General features: G+C 40.4%; 17 protein-coding genes. 5 read left to right on the top strand and 12 right to left on the bottom strand.

Annotation, left to right across the window (positions count from 1 at the left end; all coding sequences use genetic code 11):
- The first annotated feature begins 17 nt into the window (after positions 1–17).
- Entirely contained in the window at positions 18–767 is a 750-nt protein-coding gene (locus ACOQO1_RS09185) for a hypothetical protein (RefSeq protein ID WP_420602577.1), read from the top strand.
- A gap of 2 nt (positions 768–769) precedes the next feature.
- On the opposite strand, the gene ACOQO1_RS09190 is transcribed toward ACOQO1_RS09185, so the two are convergent.
- The 4 genes from ACOQO1_RS09190 to ACOQO1_RS09205 form a co-directional block, all read right to left on the bottom strand.
- Complete coding sequence (locus ACOQO1_RS09190) at positions 770–2,383, bottom strand: glutamate synthase-related protein (RefSeq protein ID WP_420602578.1); 1,614 nt, start codon at positions 2,381–2,383, stop codon at positions 770–772.
- 299 nt (positions 2,384–2,682) lie between these two features.
- Positions 2,683–3,156 (bottom strand): hypothetical protein, encoded by a 474-nt coding sequence (locus ACOQO1_RS09195; RefSeq protein ID WP_420602579.1) that lies wholly within the window; start codon positions 3,154–3,156, stop codon positions 2,683–2,685.
- 3 nt (positions 3,157–3,159) lie between these two features.
- Positions 3,160–3,477 (bottom strand): hypothetical protein, encoded by a 318-nt coding sequence (locus ACOQO1_RS09200; RefSeq protein ID WP_420602580.1) that lies wholly within the window; start codon positions 3,475–3,477, stop codon positions 3,160–3,162.
- A gap of 51 nt (positions 3,478–3,528) precedes the next feature.
- The gene (locus ACOQO1_RS09205; protein WP_420602581.1) at positions 3,529–4,107 is read right to left on the bottom strand and encodes an RNA polymerase sigma factor; all 579 of its coding nucleotides are present in this window, start codon (positions 4,105–4,107) and stop codon (positions 3,529–3,531) included.
- 127 nt (positions 4,108–4,234) lie between these two features.
- On the opposite strand from ACOQO1_RS09205, the gene ACOQO1_RS09210 reads away from it, so the two are divergent.
- The 4 genes from ACOQO1_RS09210 to ACOQO1_RS09225 are packed head-to-tail and all read left to right on the top strand — an operon-like array spanning position 4,235 to position 6,548.
- A complete protein-coding gene (locus ACOQO1_RS09210) occupies positions 4,235–4,528 on the top strand; it encodes an EF-hand domain-containing protein (protein ID WP_420602582.1) in 294 nt (97 codons plus the stop codon).
- 14 nt (positions 4,529–4,542) lie between these two features.
- On the top strand, positions 4,543–5,319 hold the full coding sequence (locus tag ACOQO1_RS09215; RefSeq protein WP_420602583.1) for a YHYH protein: 777 nt from the start codon (positions 4,543–4,545) through the stop codon (positions 5,317–5,319).
- Entirely contained in the window at positions 5,270–5,893 is a 624-nt protein-coding gene (locus ACOQO1_RS09220) for a toxin-antitoxin system YwqK family antitoxin (protein WP_420602584.1), read from the top strand. Before ACOQO1_RS09215 ends, ACOQO1_RS09220 begins: the two co-directional genes overlap by 50 nt.
- Positions 5,862–6,548 carry an SCO family protein gene (locus ACOQO1_RS09225; RefSeq protein WP_420602585.1) on the top strand — a complete coding sequence of 229 codons (687 nt, stop codon included), beginning with the start codon at positions 5,862–5,864 and terminating at the stop codon, positions 6,546–6,548. The genes ACOQO1_RS09220 and ACOQO1_RS09225 overlap by 32 nt, the downstream gene beginning before the upstream one ends.
- A 9-nt stretch (positions 6,549–6,557) precedes the next feature.
- Here the strand turns inward: ACOQO1_RS09225 and ACOQO1_RS09230 are convergent, their stop codons facing one another.
- The 8 genes from ACOQO1_RS09230 to ACOQO1_RS09265 all read right to left on the bottom strand — a co-directional run bounded on the left by ACOQO1_RS09230 (position 6,558) and on the right by ACOQO1_RS09265 (position 17,966).
- Positions 6,558–8,144 (bottom strand): aldehyde dehydrogenase (NADP(+)), encoded by a 1,587-nt coding sequence (locus ACOQO1_RS09230; RefSeq protein ID WP_420602586.1) that lies wholly within the window; start codon positions 8,142–8,144, stop codon positions 6,558–6,560.
- 84 nt (positions 8,145–8,228) lie between these two features.
- Complete coding sequence (locus tag ACOQO1_RS09235; protein WP_420602587.1) at positions 8,229–9,317, bottom strand: formylglycine-generating enzyme family protein; 1,089 nt, start codon at positions 9,315–9,317, stop codon at positions 8,229–8,231.
- A gap of 232 nt (positions 9,318–9,549) precedes the next feature.
- Positions 9,550–10,860, bottom strand: a complete 1,311-nt coding sequence (locus ACOQO1_RS09240) for a M14 family metallopeptidase (protein ID WP_420602588.1) — start codon at positions 10,858–10,860, stop codon at positions 9,550–9,552.
- Positions 10,841–12,145 carry a dicarboxylate/amino acid:cation symporter gene (locus tag ACOQO1_RS09245; RefSeq protein ID WP_420602589.1) on the bottom strand — a complete coding sequence of 435 codons (1,305 nt, stop codon included), beginning with the start codon at positions 12,143–12,145 and terminating at the stop codon, positions 10,841–10,843. Before ACOQO1_RS09245 ends, ACOQO1_RS09240 begins: the two co-directional genes overlap by 20 nt.
- A 9-nt stretch (positions 12,146–12,154) precedes the next feature.
- A complete protein-coding gene (locus ACOQO1_RS09250; RefSeq protein WP_420602590.1) occupies positions 12,155–13,693 on the bottom strand; it encodes a glutamate racemase in 1,539 nt (512 codons plus the stop codon).
- Positions 13,694–13,730: 37 nt separating this feature from the next.
- Positions 13,731–15,284, bottom strand: coding sequence for an N-acyl-D-amino-acid deacylase family protein (locus ACOQO1_RS09255; RefSeq protein WP_420602591.1), 1,554 nt, complete (start codon positions 15,282–15,284; stop codon positions 13,731–13,733).
- Entirely contained in the window at positions 15,268–16,440 is a 1,173-nt protein-coding gene (locus tag ACOQO1_RS09260) for a M14 family metallopeptidase (protein WP_420602592.1), read from the bottom strand. The genes ACOQO1_RS09255 and ACOQO1_RS09260 overlap by 17 nt, the downstream gene beginning before the upstream one ends.
- A 137-nt stretch (positions 16,441–16,577) precedes the next feature.
- On the bottom strand, positions 16,578–17,966 hold the full coding sequence (locus ACOQO1_RS09265) for a SusD/RagB family nutrient-binding outer membrane lipoprotein (RefSeq protein WP_420602593.1): 1,389 nt from the start codon (positions 17,964–17,966) through the stop codon (positions 16,578–16,580).
- Positions 17,967–17,975: the final 9 nt, after the last annotated feature.

Genomic DNA, 17,975 nt, shown 5'->3' on the forward strand with positions numbered 1-17,975 from the left:
TTCCATACATTTATAGCATGGACACACTAGCACAAGTACATTTGGCATCCCAATATTTGGCCACGGCAGGTAAAAGCTTTCTGGAAGCAAAATCTGATGACAGCCACACCAATGTTGGCTTTTTCTCTGAAGATCATACATTACGCACATGGGGTTTAGATGAATCTGGAACTTATTTGGCTTTTCAGTATGACCATTTTTCATTGAACTGGGTTTCAAAGGACAAAAAGGAGACGTTTACCCTTAAGGGTAAATCGCATGGTGAAATTGTGGAATGGATTTCGAAAATAGCTGTGGAATCCAAACTTTCTAAACCATACGTCTATGATCTGCACTATGACCTGCCCTACTCCAATGAAGGCAGTTTTAAGTTTGGCGATCCAAATTCCGAAGAATTACAAAAATTGACCAATCTCCGAACATTGGCGCAAAATGCTTTGGAATTTTTCTTGCAAAAAGAAAATCTGGAATCCGATATCCGTATTTGGCCACACCATTTTGATACTGGGGCATTTGTGGTACTAAATGATGGTTCAGGCAAATCCATCGGCTTGGGTCTGGCCATTCCAGATAGTATGGTCAACGGGCATTATTTCTATATCAGCGGATATCATGGCCATGATGGGATTGACACCTCAACATTTAAAAACCTTGCTCAAGGTGAATGGAAAAATGATGGTTTTAAAGGTGCAATATTAAAAACATCCGGCACAACCGAAAAAACAGCTGTCAATTTCTTTCAGGAAGCATTTTCCTTATACAAATAGCCTTACTGCACACCCGCATAATTGATTCCAGATAACTGGTGCATATCCTTGTTGAAGGTTGACAGGTCATCATGATTAAACTTGGAAATATCATCATATCCACATGAACGTGCCACCACTTTAATCAGGTCATTGGTAGCCGTAAAGAAGTTATAGAGTTGCTTGGCAGAAGCTTCAATGATCAACCTACTTCGTAAATTTTCTTTTTGTGTTGCTATACCCACAGGGCAATTATTGGTTCCACATGCCCTCATTCCCAAGCAACCTACCGCCTGAATGGCCGAATTGGAAACCGCTATGGCATCCGCTCCAAGCATCATGGCCTTGGCGAAATCTTCTGCAATTCGTAACCCACCGGTAATGACCAAGCTTACGTCTTTTGCTCCAACTTTATCCAAATATTTTCTGGCCCTGGCCAGTGCGGGAATTGTAGGCACATTGATATTATCACGAAGAATGGTGGGCGCGGAACCGGTTCCTCCTCCCCTTCCATCCAAAATGATATAATCTACACCAACATCCAACGCAAATTGAATATCTTTTTCAATATGGCTTGCTGCAATTTTAAAACCCACGGGAATTCCACCAGTTCGCTCCCTTACTTTTTCGGCGAAGGACTTAAAGTCCTCCACTCCATGAAAATCAGGAAATGTAGCAGGACTAATTGCGGTTTGGCCTTCTTTTAGGCCACGTACTTCGGCAATTTCCTTACTTACTTTGTTTCCTGGCAGATGTCCTCCGGTACCCGTTTTGGCTCCTTGACCTCCCTTAAAGTGAAAAGCCTGTACGTTGTCCAACTTATCCCAAGAAAAACCAAATTGTGCCGAGGCCAATTCATAAAAATATCTAGAGTTGTTCTTTTGTTCATCGGGCAGCATACCTCCTTCTCCCGAACAGATTCCAGTTCCGGCCATCTCTGCCCCTTTGGACAATGCTATTTTGGCTTCTTGGGACAAAGCACCAAAACTCATATCACTCACAAAAAGCGGAATGTCCAATATCAACGGTTTTTTTGCTTTTGGGCCAATGGTCACTTTGGTGGCGACTTCTTCATGGTCCAACAAAGGTCTTGTTGCCAATTGGGCCGGTAAAAATTGGATGTCACTCCATTTGGGAAGCGTATTTCTATCCACTCCCATGGAGGCTGAAAATCCATGATGGCCCAAATTCTTCAATCCATTTCTAGCCAATTCTTTAATATATCCCGTGTACGGTTCGGTGTCTTCAGGATGCGTGTCGGCATAAGTGCCCAAGTAAGTCTCTCGGTCAAACGGTTGCGGGTGTTCTTTTTCAAAAGCGGCCACCTCGTTCTCATCAACCTGAAGTGAATCGCCCTCAATATATTCTTGGAATTTATGGAGTTGTTCATCATTATTGTATTCACTGATACCCGTGTCATACCTGTAATCCCATCCGTGCACACCACAAATCAGATTCTGTCCATCCACATGTCCATCAGCTAAAAGAGCACCTCGATGATGGCAACGGCCATATAAAACAGATATCCCAGTTTCATGTTTTATAATGACTAAATCCGTGTTTTTGACTAAGGCGTAAGCTGGTTTTTTCTCTTCAAGGTTGGAAACTTTGGCAATCTCAATAAGCTTTTGTGACATGTTTGGTTCGGTATTTAGAGTTAGTTGATACTAGCTTTTAGGTCGAAATGTTTTAATTCGCATTACAACAGTAAGTTAATGCAAAAACCAATACTAAAAGGATAGCAGAAGAAAAGGCCCAGAAACCAATGTTCCCAGGCCTTCAATAACCAAAAAATCTAATCCCCAATCAAAAACATGGCAGGTTACTCCGTTTATTGCCAAAAAATGAACACAACTCCAAACTTTGTAAGCCTGTATTATGATTAGATGCGAATCTTTTCAAAAACTTGTGCGATAAATCAAAATTTTAAGTACTATCAATGTGGTGGTGGGCCTGGAGGGCCATGTCCAGGCCCGGGTCCAGGACCCCTTCTAAGTGCTTGTTGAAGAATACTTTCCAATTTAAGTTTTTGCTCTTTGTTACAAATACTTTCAATTTGCTTAAAATAACTAAAAACCTCTCTTTCTTTTTCCGCACCCAATTTCCCAATCAAATCGGTAATGGAATCCAATTTTTTATCAGTGAAATCAACGTCGTCCATGTTGGCAAAGAGATATTCCTTCAGGTTTCTAGAGCGATTACCTATCTCCCTCATTTTTAGATGGTGTATTCTATCAATTTCCAAAAAATCGGACTGTTGCCCTAGGTCAAATCCAAGTTGGCTTGAAATAAATGTTCCCGGCGGGCCTTTTCTTTTTTCAGGTTTGTTCAATAGTAAAAACAGGAGAACGCCATTCATCACCATTAAAAAAATCAACAAAATTGCAAGGAGTATATTTTTTTTCATCATCCCCTAATTTAAAAATGATTCGTCATCCGAAGTTGAAAGACCAAAAGCTTCAGCAAAAGCAGTTATTTGCTCCTGTTGATTTGAAGAACGATATGTGTAGATAGCCACAATATTCAGAATTGCAAAGAGGAACAGGGCAGCAACCTGGTATTTTGGGGTGAACCATCCCAATGGAAAATAAGGTTCTTTCTCCTCTTCCACATTGGCCAATCGATAAAGCACCTTGTCCTTAAAAAATGGTGAGGTATCGACAGTGTCAATTTGGGAAGCTGTTTCCAAAACCTCATCTATTTTTTGCTGCGTAATTTTTTTACCATCCATAATTGTTAACGTTATATTAATTAGATGTAATTTTTTATCCAACCTTGCGGTCTATGGCTCATTTTTATAGTAAACAGTTAAAATCTTCTTCAAATTTTTCTTGGCCCTGAACAACAATGATTCAATAGAGGACACACTTTTTTCGGTGATCTCGCTAACTTCCTTGTAACTCAACCCATCTATCTTGTGCAATGTGAACACCACTTTTTGTGCTTCGGGCAATCTATTGATTGCATTAAAAAGCGTTTCGCTCTTCTCCTTATTTTCCAGTTGAATTCCTGGATGGTTAAACTCGGTAAAATAGCTGGAACGGTCCATTGGAATATCTCCCCCTGTAATGGATTGCATAAAACCAAATCGCTTTTTAGCGCTTTTCTTCCGTATAAATTCCAAACTCTTGTTTACCGAAACCTTGTATATCCATGTAGAAAGCTTGGAATTTCCTTTAAACTTTTTAATGGAATTATATACCTCCACAAAAACTTCTTGGGCAATGTCCTCTGCATCTTCCTTATTGGGGACAAATGATATGCAGGTATTGAAGACCTTGGACTGATACTCGTCCAACAGCCTACTGTATGCAGACTGTTTGTGATCTTTAAGATCCGCTAAAAACTGCTTGTCTTCCAATAAATTGCGTGGTTAATCTTCATGCAATTTAGAAGGTTTTTTAGAATAAAAAGAGAAAAAAATAATCGGTATGCACAAGTTTTTGAAAAGACTCGCATCTAAAACAAAAAAGCAAAACAATTGAATTATGATGCGTAAATCCATGAAGCTAGGCATTTATTTAGGAGTTATCGGAATATTGGTCTCCTGCAATTTATCAGCACAAAAACAAGATAAAAAAGGCGAACGTAAAGGCCCTCCTTCCTTTAAAGTACTTCTCGAAAAAATGGATGCAGATGAAGATGGGAAAATTTCCAAAGAGGAAGCCAAGGGTCCTTTGGAAAAACATTTTGACAAGATTGATCTAAATGAAGATGGCCTCTTAACCGAAGAGGAATTTGAAAAAGCCCCGAAACCCAAAAGAGGGCCAAAAAAGCAATAATAAAATTATATGTTATGAAAAAGTCTATGATCAAGTACAAATTCCCCACAATTTTAGCAGGTATTTCATTCCTTTTTGTTGGTTTTATTGCCTGTAGTTCGGATAGTGAAGATATTGATGATGTCGAAGCTGATGAGGAAACCACTGGTGAGTTACATGCCGCTTTTGCAGCGTTTGATGAAAACAATACTGACATTTATCTGGAAGGTTCCAATGTGGTGATTGAGACCAACGGACTCCCCAACCACACTACTGTATACTGGGGAAATGGCCAAGATCTATATATTGATGAACCAGATGTGGAAACCACTCCAAGTATTATTCCCAACTTCAATGCAGATGCTACCCTAAGGGTGCCACAAAATCCACAGCAAGCTTCAAGCAGCACTTCTACCAATATGGGTGCCATCGGTATTGCTGTAAGCGGAGCAGCAATCTTCAATGATCAGGAGGGCAATGGAGCGCTAAATGATGCTGCCGTAAGTCTAGATTACACTGGTGGACATATTGGCCCTGCTGAGTATCATTATCATTTGGAACCAACTGCTTGGTCGGAAGATGATGGGGAACTTATTGGAATTTTAGCAGACGGATTCTTCATCTATGGAAGAAAATGTGATTCCACAGGGGATTATCCCAGTGATTTGGATGCTTCAGGTGGGCATACTTCCACAACCCAGTATGCCACGGAGGAAGAGTACCATTATCATATAGAGAATGAACTTTACTTAAATCAATATTATGTCATTTTCCCAGGAGATTATCAAGGCACTCCAAGTGCCATCAATTAAACTGGTTTCTGTTTGTACACTTTGTCTACTTTTTATTGAAAGCTGTTCGCAAAACCATACCAGAAAGAGATACATCAAACAAACAGAGGTCCCCAAAAGTGAGTTGAAATTAGATCAGACAGCAGGTAGATGGTATTATTTAAACCTTCCCTTTGACGGATATGCGGTGGAATATCATAAAAATGGCATTCTTGCCACTAAAACCGGCTATTCCCAAGGCAAAAAGGAAGGTATCGCCAAAAAATGGTTCAATTCTGGGGTTTTGAGGGCCCAGATGGTTTACAATGCCAATAAATTGGATGGCACCTCTAGATCATGGTGGCCCAATGGCGTTTTAAGTACGGAATCCACTTATGTTATGGGAATTCGGAATGGAGTACAGAAGAAATGGTATCCAAACGGTCAATTGGCTCGCAAAACGCACCTCAACAATGGATTTGAAGAAGGTTTGCAGCAAGCTTGGTTAAAAACTGGCAAGCTATATGCCAATTATGAAGCCAAAAATGGTCGGTTTTTTGGATTAAAACGTTCAAATCTTTGCTATGAACTTAAGGATGAAGTGGTACAACGTTAGTTTTAACAAGATCATATTGATGTTGATAGCAGCCCTGCTCTCCAGTTGTAAAGAAACAAATGCGGAGAGGGAGAGCAGGGTACATATATTGCCTTTTTATGATGACCCTTCTTTTACTCCAAAATGGATAACACCCGGAAACGATTCCATTTGGGGCATGCATACCATTCCCAAATTTTCGCTGGTCAATCAGTTCGGAGATACCATTTCAGAACTGACCTTCGCCGATAAAATATACGTGACCGACTTCTTTTTCACCTCTTGTCCGGGCATTTGCCCTAAAATGACTCGAAATATGTCTTTGGTCCAAGATGCTTTTAAGGACGACAACGATGTATTGTTGTTGTCCCATTCGGTAACACCGGAATACGATTCTGTATCCATTTTAAAAAACTATGCAGACGCCAAGGGTGTGTTGCCCAATAAATGGCATTTGGCCACTGGAGCCCGAAAGGAAATTTATGACCTTGGGAGGTTTGCCTATTTTGTAGAGGAGGATTTGGGTATTCCCAAAGAGGAAGACGATTTTCTCCATACCGAAAACTTTATCCTTGTCGACAAACAAAGACATATCCGAGGAATCTATAACGGACTCAACAAAACGGCCATTTCCCAATTGATAGCTGATATCAAAACCTTAAAAAAAGAGCTCTAGCGCCTTACCCTATTGCTTTGGAAGCACGTAAGCACCGTTTTCCAGCCTCAAGATATTAAGTGGATTTGCAGTTTTCAATTCCTCTGGAAGCAATGCATCCGGATAATTCTGATAACAAATAGGTCTTGTAAACCTTGTTATGGCAGCAGTTCCGACAGACGTCATTCTAGCATCCGAAGTTGCAGGGAAAGGTCCACCATGTACCATGGAATGACATACTTCCACCCCCGTTGGGAATCCATTTATAAGCAATCTACCTACTTTTCGCTCCAAAATCTTAAGCAAATCGGCATACTCAACCAAATCAGCTTCCGTACCCTGTACCGTAGCGGTAAGATGACCATTTAATCCTTTGGCTATTTTGATCATCTCGGCTTTGTCCTGCGTTTTCACCAAAAGTGTTGATGGACCAAATACTTCTTCTTCCAATTCTTTATCGGATAGAAAATCATTGGCAGAAACAGAAAGAACTTCTGGAACTCCTTGTGACTGTTGCTCACCTTTTTTTCCGAAAGAAACAGATGCAACAGTAGCTTTTGCCTTTAGTTTTTCAAGTCCTGAATTATATGCTTTTTGAATAGACTCCGTAAGCATGGTTGCCGATTCAGCACCAGAAATACTTTCCTTTAATATGTTTTCAAAAAGATCACCTTCCTCCTGTTCTGGAACTATGGTCAACCCAGGGTTGGTACAAAACTGTCCTACTCCTAATTGAACGGAACTGGACAAGCCTTCCGCCAAAGCTTGGTGATTCTCTTTTAAAGCACCTGGAAGTACAAAAACAGGATTAGAGCTTCCCATTTCAGCATAAACCGGGATAGGTTCCTCACGTCGGGCTGCCTCATCAAACAAAGATTTTCCTCCTCTAAAAGACCCTGTAAACCCAATCGCTTTAATTAAAGGATGTCGAACAACAGCCTGCCCCACAGCAATGGAAGCTCCATTGACCATTGAAAAAACTCCGTTTGGCATATCACATTTCTTGGCTGCCTTGATGATTGCATTTCCCACCAATTCAGAAGTTCCAGGATGTGCAGGGTGTGCTTTGACTACCACCGTACAGCCTGCAGCAAGGGCAGAAGCTGTATCACCACCTGCAGCTGAAAAAGCCAAGGGAAAATTACTTGCCCCAAAAACTCCAACCGGCCCCAATGCAATCTGCATTTGTCGTGTATCTGGTTTTGGAACCGGTGTTCTATTGGGGTCAGCAGCATCTATTCTGGCATCTACCCATGATCCATCGCGTAACAAAGAAGCAAATAATCGCAATTGACCTGTGGTTCGTCCCAACTCACCTGTCAATCTACCTCCAGGCAATCCAGTTTCTTGAGTCCCGATGGCAACAATTTCTTGCTCCAAAGAAGCCAATTCATCCGCAATGGTTTCTAAAAAAACCGCCTTTTCTTTTCCACTTTTCTCCCTGTACTCCGTAAAAGCTGCTTCCGCAAGAGCCATAGCTTCGTCTATCTCTTGTTGCGTAGCTTCGTGGTACGGTGTTTTCAATTGATCTCCCGTAGACGGGTTCTTAGCATAAAAAAGGGTTTCTCCTTTAGCAGACTGGGTATAACCCAATATATTTTTACCTGTCAATTCCATATGTATAAAAGAATTTGGTTTTCGGTTGTGTAATTATCAATTTTTATTTTGGCAAATGTATTTATTTGAACGCTAAATCTTAGTTTATTTAGAAAGCATATCAACACTTAAAACTGTCCTAAAACCCAAATGTCCCATTGAAGAGTCCATAGTGGAGGCCATTCTTGCAGAAATCCTATAACTGGCACAATATGAGGCACTGCATAAATATGATCCACCCCGAATTACTTTTTCCTTCGCATAGGGGTTGGTAGAATTGAAGGGCTGCTTCGCTCCCTTCGGATTTAGAACGATACCCTTTGACAACAATTCCTTATAATAATTTGTATTGTACCAATCGCTGGTCCATTCCCAAATATTCCCCGACATATCATACAGTCCAAAATCATTGGATGGAAATGTTCCTACAGGTGCACTGCCCTCAAAACCATCTACTTTGGTATTGTTTACCGGAAATTCTCCTTCCCAGGTATTGGCATATTTTGACAGCTCACTCACATCATTTCCCCAAAAATAGGTGTTATCAGATTTTCCGGCTCTAGCGGCATATTCCCATTCTGCTTCCGTAGGCAAACGCCTTCCAGCCCATTTACAGTAGGCCAATGCATCCTCATATGAAATATGTACTACAGGATGATCATCTTTCCCTTTTATGGAACTCCCAGGTCCTTCAGGGTTTTTCCAGTTGGTTCCAATGGACCATGTCCACCATTGGGAAAAATCATATAGATTAGGTACCGAGGATTTTGTTTTCTTGAAAACCAAGGACCCCGGCTGCATTATCGAGTCATGGGGCTTAGGCGTTCCTTCTGGAAGTTGCTTTTTAAGCTCTTCCCAGTCCGGTTTGCGTTCTGCGACAGTAAGGTATCCCGTTTCTTTTACAAATTTTGAGAATTTTGCATTGGTCACGTGAGTGGTATCCATGAAAAAGCCATCAACCGCAACTTGGTGGGCCGGTTTTTCGTGGTGCATGGCTTCTTTATCTTGAGGTATGGCTCCCTGTTTAAAGGTTCCCCCTGGAATCCATACCATTCCTTTAGGAACCTCAATACCTGCAGGTTGAGCCTTAATTAAGTCAACGGTATCGACTTCCACACTTTTTTGTGTTTTTGCCTCAGCCTTGACAGTAGTCTTTTCTTCCTTTTTTTCTTTACATGCCGATAAAATCAGCATGAACAATACAAAGCACTTAGGTGCGTGCTTAAATCGAAAGCAAATAGTGTGAATCAAATATTTCATCAGGACGTCCTTCAACCTTTTTATAAGAAGTCAAAAGTAATCCATAATGGTTAAAAAGAATCCCAAAGGAAAAAGAATATTTCCCATAAGACACATTCCACATTTTAGGTAGTTGGAAAACTATGGAATCAAGCCCAAACCACCTCATCCAAACATGGCCTTAAACCTATTCTTTTAAAAGTACCTCCATCATTGCAGTTGCTGAATGGGTGCCGATTTCCAAAATCCTATCCTTTGGTGTATGGTCTCCTATTTCATAGGTAATCCCTGTAGCTTGTTGTCCATAAAGGAACCAACCCTTAGAAACTGGTGTAGTGCTATTCGCAGCTTTTTCATTCACTTTATATCCAGAAATATTTTTTTCCAATAATTGAAACCATTCATCAATAAAGTTGGGCAACGTGGTTCCCTCTCTTTTAACATTGGTGTAAAATACATCTTCATAGGTGGAATGGAAATCCAACCCTAAAATAATCTTACCGTCATTTTCCCTACTGGCATTTGTTACAAAAGACACTACACTCTTAATTTCTGGTTGACGGTATTTTGACCAGTCCCGGTTTAGGTCAACACCATTAGCGTTATGCCTCCAATGACCCAAATCAACACCATCGGGATTTAGAATTGGAAATGCCAAAACTCTGTATTTGTTTAAAAAGGCTTTAGAAAGTTCTGTTTGGTCCACTATTGTTTTCAAGAAACTCTGAAACGCAAAATATCCTGTAACTTCTGGTGGGTGCTGCCTTGTTAATAAAACTATGATGGGCTTGTTTTGCGGATTACCGTGATAAATGTCCAAAACAGGAAGATTTCTTCCCAATTTGGTTTCTCCAGCGCTTTTCAAGTGCACAAAATCATTTGATTTTACAATATTCTCCATGTACCATTGCTGTACATCTTTTGATGAATTGATTTCCTGACCAGCAACTATTTCAGGGGCTTTACCCACGTTCAGTTTTAACAAGACCCCATTGTCTGTTTTGATCATATCCAAGGAATCCAATACATCCCAATGCCCATTTGTTTTCTTTTTTGGCTTATATCTATGCTCAAATCCCTCTGGGTAACCGAACTTGAAATAAACTTGTTTTGGGGTGTTTGACCAAGTATTGAAGGCATAGTATGGACTCTTGTTAATAGGAAGGTTCTCTGGATCAAATTGCAATACTATGGTAGAATCATTTAATTGGGATGCACCATTTAATCGGGCTCCATCAAATTGATTGCCAACCCATACATCCAAACCCTCAAAGTAGTGGTTCTTTTTGGTCTGAAGGGAAATTTCCTTGTTTTTTGTATCTATGGGTTTTTCAAAAGCCACTCTTTTCAGTGAACTACAACCACTTGCCAAAATGGCAAGCATCAACCCCAAATACATTTGGATATTTCTTCTTATTAATTTGTTACGCTTCTTCATGAGTGTACTGTTCAATTGATTCTGATTATTTAATTCCACACTAACCTTTGTAGTGGTCATCCCAATTTTTTATCTGAGGTTCTCCTAATTTCCCCACCGATTTGGCAACTATCATGGACACTGCTCCGTCTCCAGTTACATTTACCATAGTCCTGCACATATCCAATGGTCGGTCAACAGCAAAAATAAGGGCGAGACCTGCTTCTGGAATTCCGGCGTATCCCATTACCCCTACCAGCATTACCATTCCCGCGCCAGGTACCGCAGCCGAACCAATTGAAGCTAAGGTTGCTGTAGCGATTATACCCAATTGGGTAGAGAAATCCAGGTCCATACCAAATGCCTGTGCTATAAAGACCGCTGCTACGGCCTGATAAAGACTAGTGCCATCCATATTTATGGTAGCACCAATAGGGAGTACAAAGCTTGCAGCCTCCTCCTCTACACCCAAATGTTCTGTTACCCTTTCCATGGTCACTGGTAAGGTTGCAGCACTAGAACTGGTGGAAAATGCCAAGAGTTGTGCAGGCGAAATCCCATTGATAAAAAAGCGGGGAGGTTTTTTGGTTATCAAAAACACCAACAGTGTATAGATACATATCATTATGAACAACCCAATGACCACCGTTAAAGAATACCAAGCCAATGCTTTGAACAAATCCACACTGGGGGCTTCTACAACAATTGCGGCCAGCAATGCAAATACGCCATAGGGTGCTGCCAGCATTATAAGGTCCACCATTTTAAGGATTACCTCATTAAATCCATCAAAAAAGTGTTTTACAGTACTGCCCAACTCTGGCGGAATCAAAATAAGTCCTATACCAAAAAAGACCGCAAAGAAGATCACTTGCAGCATATTCCTATTACTAGTGGCCGATGCAAAAATGTTATCGGTCACCAAATCCTCCAGTGGTTTTAAAGGCCCCGCTGCCTTTTGCCGTTTTGCCGTTTCCTTATACGTCTGGGTATTGTCAGTATAGTTGCTCACCATTTCTGTTCGCGTGGACTCCGTTATGGAATTGCCGGGCTTTATAATATTCACCAAAAACAATCCAATACTCACAGCAACAAGGGTGGTGGCCAAATAAATTCCTATGGTTCTACCTCCCATTTTAGAGAGTTTTGAAATATCCTTTAAATCGGATACTCCTTTTATCAAAGCTGCCAATATCAAGGGAATGGCAATCAGTTTCAAGGCATTTATAAATATCTTCCCAAAAGGTTTCACCCAGTCCTGTACAATCCCTTTTCCTCCATCTAACAAAGACATCATCAGACCAAACAGAACACCCAGTGTCATTCCTATCAAAATTTTCCAGTGAAGTGCAAGTTTTAATTTCATCGACATTGTTTAAATTTTGCTTTCCTTTCTTAGCTCTTTTGCCTTGGTGTTGGTTTCATTAAAATTCTGCATTAACTGGTACACATGGGGAATCTGTTTTTGAAAACGAGCCAGGATGTCATCCGAGATATTGTCCCGACTAAAGGGAACCACTTTCACGTATTCCTGTATCTCCCCAGCATTCCTTCCATATTTAAAATCATATGGAAAGCGTCCCGTTTGGTCAATTACATTTGCCTTATTGTCTTGATTTGCCACACTGATATAAAACTCACTTTCCTTCATACTTCCCTCTGGATTGAAGAGTGACTCTTCCTTTAAATGGGCATATAGTTCTTTAGCAGTGTCCACCGCAGGATCAATTAACCTGATTTCTTCCACCATAAAAGGGCGATACAAATAATCCCCGTTTTTTGACCTGTAGTTGTATAACTCTTGTAGAATATCGTTAATCTCTTCTGTCATGTAAGGATAATGGGTACAACCCAAAATCAATGATTTAAGCTTATTGGCGATTCCTGATTTCCTGATTTTTTCCAATAGTGTGACCAAATGGTACCGCACATAATTTTCAGCATCATTGATCTGCATTATGGAACAATCATCCGTATTTTTTGTGTCGCAGAGCATCTTATTACTTTCAAAATCAAAATTGTAGATATCAAAGAGAGTCTTGTCTATTTTTAGGTTGCCCTCCAATCCCGGCCCCTTGTAATCTTCTCTTGGAGTCTCTAAGTTTTTGTTGAAATAATCCAGGTCTTCATCCACAGCTTCGGCTATACCTACACCACCTTGTGAAAAAACCTGAATGTTACCCGTATACCCCATTTCATCTTTTAGTTTCAAAATGGTATTGCGATATCCCTTTGAAGACACTGTGCCGGCTGTTGCCAAAACTCCAACTATGGCATCTTCATTTTTACCTATTCCTTCCAAAGTTCCTCTTACTCCTGCATCGATAACCCCAATAACCTTGATATTGGCATCGGCTTTTTTCAGAAATTCCTCAATATAATTCTTACCATAGGCAGTAGCTGTATTGCATGCAATGACCAGGGCCTTTACAGGTTTTTTATCAGTGTTCGCATCTTTATCCAATTCATCAGAATAGTATTTGTTGCCTAATAGAAATTGGGCATCCTTGATGATGTGCTCTTTGAGCAAATCGACTTTTTCGACTTCAGAATAGTTACCATAGGGCATATTTGCCTGATCTCCCAGATAAATAAAAGCTTCATTGTTAAAATCGAGTTGACCGTCACCCCCATTATCCAAAGACTTATTGTTGTTTTGATCATAATTGACAATGGCTTTCAACACGGTCAATCCACCTGTACCGGAATCAAAAACACCAATAGGTAAGGTTTTATCATTGGTTGGGTAATTCTCAAAATCAATATGATAAAAGTTATCCTCATCATTAATGATGGTATTTATGATGTTTTCTTTGACCGTTTCAGTATGCACTGTTGCAGCAGTTTCCTTTTGCTTGCACGCCGTTACGAGCAACACAACTATAATTGAAGCGGAAATTTTTAATCTTCTCATGATTTTTTGTTTTGCAGTACCAACAACTTGATGGTCGCTATTTTGTCAATACTTTTCCATTCAGTTTTTTGGTGAACTCTCCTTTTTCCACTGATATTTTTCCATTGATAATGCTGTATTCCAATCCTTCAGCATATTGAAAGGCATCAGAATAGTCAGCTTTGTCCCTGAACGTATCAGGATTGAATATGATGATATCAGCATAAAATCCTTCCTTGATCGCCCCTCTGTTGGGTATCTTAAAGATTTTGGCTGTTTTTGCCGTACTTCCGTTGATAAATGAAGTAAGACCGATTACACTATCTTGTTTTACGTATTTGTAGTATTTTCTGGGAAAGGAGCCATATTTTCGAGGATGTCCGGTGTTCCCGTCAGAACCGGTCACAACCCAATCTTGTTTCATAAAATTTTCAATATCGTATGGGTTCATATTGAAAGAGGCCACCCGTACATAACCGGTTTCCAGAATGGGGTATACAGCTTCTTCCGGGGGCATCTGCAAAATGTTGGAAGCTTCCAAAAGTGTTTTCCCAAGAAACCTATTGTCATCGCACTTAACGATCAACAATTTATCAGGGCCTCCCCTGCGGACAATATTCTCTTTTGTTTCCTTAAAAATCTTTTTTTTGATTTTGGGATTCTTTGCCCTCAACAATAAGGAATCTTTACCCCCGCTCTCAGCCCATCTTGGTGAAACCGCTGCATTTAAACTGGTAGCCGAAGCATCATAAGGGTATTGATTAGCCGTAATTTGCAAGCCTTCCGACAGCGCATTTTCGACTAAGGCCACTATGGAATCGCTTTTGTGCCAAACATCTACCCCTAAACATTTGATATGGGACAGATGAATAGGTAAATTGGCTTTTCTGCCAATTTCAATAGCTTCTTTTACCGCATTGACCAGACCTATACTGCTAGAACCTTCATCACGGAGGTGGGTATCATAAACACCATCATTTTTGGCAACTATCTTGGCTAATTCCACTACCTCATCGGTTTTTGTGTAGCTCCCCGGGGCATAATACAAGCCTGTGGACATTCCAAAAGCACCAGCATCCATTTCTTTTTGCACCAATTCCTGCATTTTTTGAAGTTCCTCCGGAGAGGGTCTCTTATCACTTTTGCCCACCACTGATTCTATAATTTCATGATGCCCCAACAAGGGAACCACATTGGTTCCTACACCCTGTTCGGTGTAAAGTTTCTTGTATTTTGACAGCGGATAAAAGCTATCCCCATCATTGCCTACAATGACCGTGGTGATTCCCTGCATTAAAAAAGGAAGATTATGTGCGGTCTCTGGTTTGTTCAAATCCCTATCTGCATGGGTATGCGGGTCAATAAATCCTGGTGATACAATCATTCCAGAAACATCAATCTTTTTTTTGGCGAAAATGTTGTTGATTTCATCGCCCACGAAAACAATTTTGTCTTCAGAGATACCTATAGAAACCAAGGTAGGTTCTTTATCAAGGCCGTTGTACACGGTTCCGTTTACAATAAGCAAATCGACCTTGAGCTGTGGTTCTGAGCAAGAAACAACTGTAAGCAGCAATACATATGCATATAGCACTTTACTTCGTAAAAGCATTGTTTTTTTGTTTTTCCAACAAGGTTTGCATCAATTTTTCGGCATATACACTAGCTCGCTTTCGAATGGTGTCGCGATTTATTTCATCTCCCTCTTCATAAGTAACCGCTTCTGCCACGTAGGTATTGAAAAAGTAATTATAGCAATAAGGCAGTTCTTGACTTCTTTGTCTTGCTTCTACCTTAAAGGAAGAAGTAGATTCAATAGTTTCAATCCATTTGGGAATCACCCCAGAAGTTTTAGTTTCATTTATACTGTCCAAAACCAACATGTACGGACCGCTGTACGAAGTATGGAAATCCAGCGCAAAACGGATTTTTCCGCCCTGTTCAACCTTATCCGCAACAAACTGTCTTACCATTTTGGTCTCAGGTTGCGTAAAATCAATCCAATCTCTATTTAAATCAACCCCATTGGCATTGTGGCGCCAATTTCCCTTATCTGCCCCATCTGGATTTAGCAATGGAAATGTGTAGATATTGAATTTTTCCCTAAACTTTTTAGCTGTTTCCGAAGAAGAAAAAACAGTTTCATAAAAACTTTTGAACCCAATGGTGCCACCAGGTATTTCCGGGGGGTGTTGTCTTGCCACCAAAACAATGAAGTCTTCTACATCTTTTTTTTCATGCTCCAAGACATAATTGGCATTGTTGAGAGCTGTTTTCCCAGCCACTTTGAGATTGACCCCGTAGTCTCCATCAACATACTTTTTCATCCAACCATAGGTATCCACAGAAGTTTCTATTTCCTGGGCAGCTACATAAAGCTTTTTGGGTGAAACTTCCAGTAAGAGTGTTGCCGTTCCTAAAGTTGTATCAACTTTTATCTTATTTAGCTCCATTGGTTTCCAATGTACTTTGTCGGTACTTAGTTTTGGAATGTAGCGATGTTTATGCGTTCCATATTCCAGCCTTAGTTCAATATTTTTTTTAACCTTGGAAGTAACCGCAAACGCAAACCATGGACTTTTGTTCACCGGTTCCGATTCTGGATGGACATATCCAACATATTTCTTTTCTCCTATATTTTCCACCTTACTGAGTCTTGCTCCTTTAAAAGAAGTATCAAAAACCATATCAGCATTGCCATTTTCAGGTTTACATGCCACCATTAATGTGGCAAGGCAAAGAACAGTAATGATATATTTTGCTGACATAACTGGTATTGAAAATGGGTTGATTATCTGAGCTATAGGAAAGTCTGGGTTAACAGGCTGTCCAAAGGTGGATCTGGACAGCCTGTTCACAGAACATCACTTAATCTAAAATCACTAAACTTAGCTAACTCAATTTCTTATTGGTTGACAGGCGTCTTTACAAATATGTCCGCAATGTCAGGAACATTGGCGCCGTTGGTATTTTCTTCTGAAAATGGATACAGGAATCTTTCTGGATGTTGACTACCTGTATTGAACGGAACACCTACTTGTATTGCCGTTGGATCTTTCTTGGTTCTTCTCAAATCGTTGAAACTCACCAATTCGGCAAAGAAAGAAACGTATCTCTCTTGAATAATTTCCCTCAAAAGTGCATCTTCTTTGGACAACGACCCATCTACATTTTCTATTCCAGCGGCTTCAAAATCCGCTTCAACATAGTCATCATATATTCCTGTGCTTATTGCAAAGTACTCTCCGTTTCTCAAATTGCCCCGATGCTCGTTCAATTTAGCCAAGGCTGTGGCAAAATCATTTGATCGTATGGCTGCTTCGGCCCATGTCAACAGGTTTTCTTGCAATGAAATCAGATTCATAGGTTCATCCACTCCAGCAATGCCGTTCAGGTTAATCTGGGTCCCATCAAAATAATAGGCCGCTCTGTCCACTTCATCTGTTTTGGCATTATTCCTGTTATTGGCGCCAGTCATCAAATCAATCAAGTATGCCCCTTCGGTAGTTAAATCATCAGGAAAACTTCCTGTAAAAAACTGGTTCAACAAGTTTGTATCCCCTGTCAAAACAACAGCAGGTGGGTGATACTGCATTGACTCAGATTGTAAAGAAATCCCGTTCTGGGCTGCAGCAATTGCACTGCTATAATCCCCAACCTCAAGATACAAACGGGCTTTAAGCGAATATGCTGCTTTGATCCAGTTGGTGGAGTTTCCTCCAAAGAACAAATCTTCAGAGATTCCCCCTCCTGTACCAGCAGCTTGCAAGTTGGCTATGGCTTCATCCAGTAAACTCTGTACACTGCCATAAACCGCAATTTGACCATCGTAGGTTGGAGTTGGAATCTCGGCATTTACAGCATCGGTAAAAGGAACATCTCCAAACATACTGGCCGCCGTACCCAAGGCATGTGCTTCCAAAACCCTGGAGGCTCCAAAGAAAAAATCCTTATTTGTCACCGGAATTCCGCTTCGCAGTTCCCTGGCTTGTTGTACAACTCCAACATAAATATTGAACCAAGGTGTATTGGAGTTGGTATTTCCATATTGATATTCTTGAATAGGTGCAAATCTTCCGCTTCCCACAAAATTTCCGGTCCACACGCCTGCTGCCCAATTTAAATATCCCAATTGCGCAGTAATATTGGCCAATTGCATTCCGGTAAACAGCGTCTGACCATCTACCTTACTAATGGTATTGGGGTCGTTGTCATTTATATCATCAACTATTTCTTGACATGCAAGAAAATTGAAAAGAATTACTATAACTGTAGCTATTTTAAATAATCTCATAACTCTTTT

The sequence above is a fragment of the Flagellimonas sp. genome (genome assembly GCF_965222555.1).
Taxonomy (GTDB): Bacteria; Bacteroidota; Bacteroidia; order Flavobacteriales; family Flavobacteriaceae; genus Flagellimonas.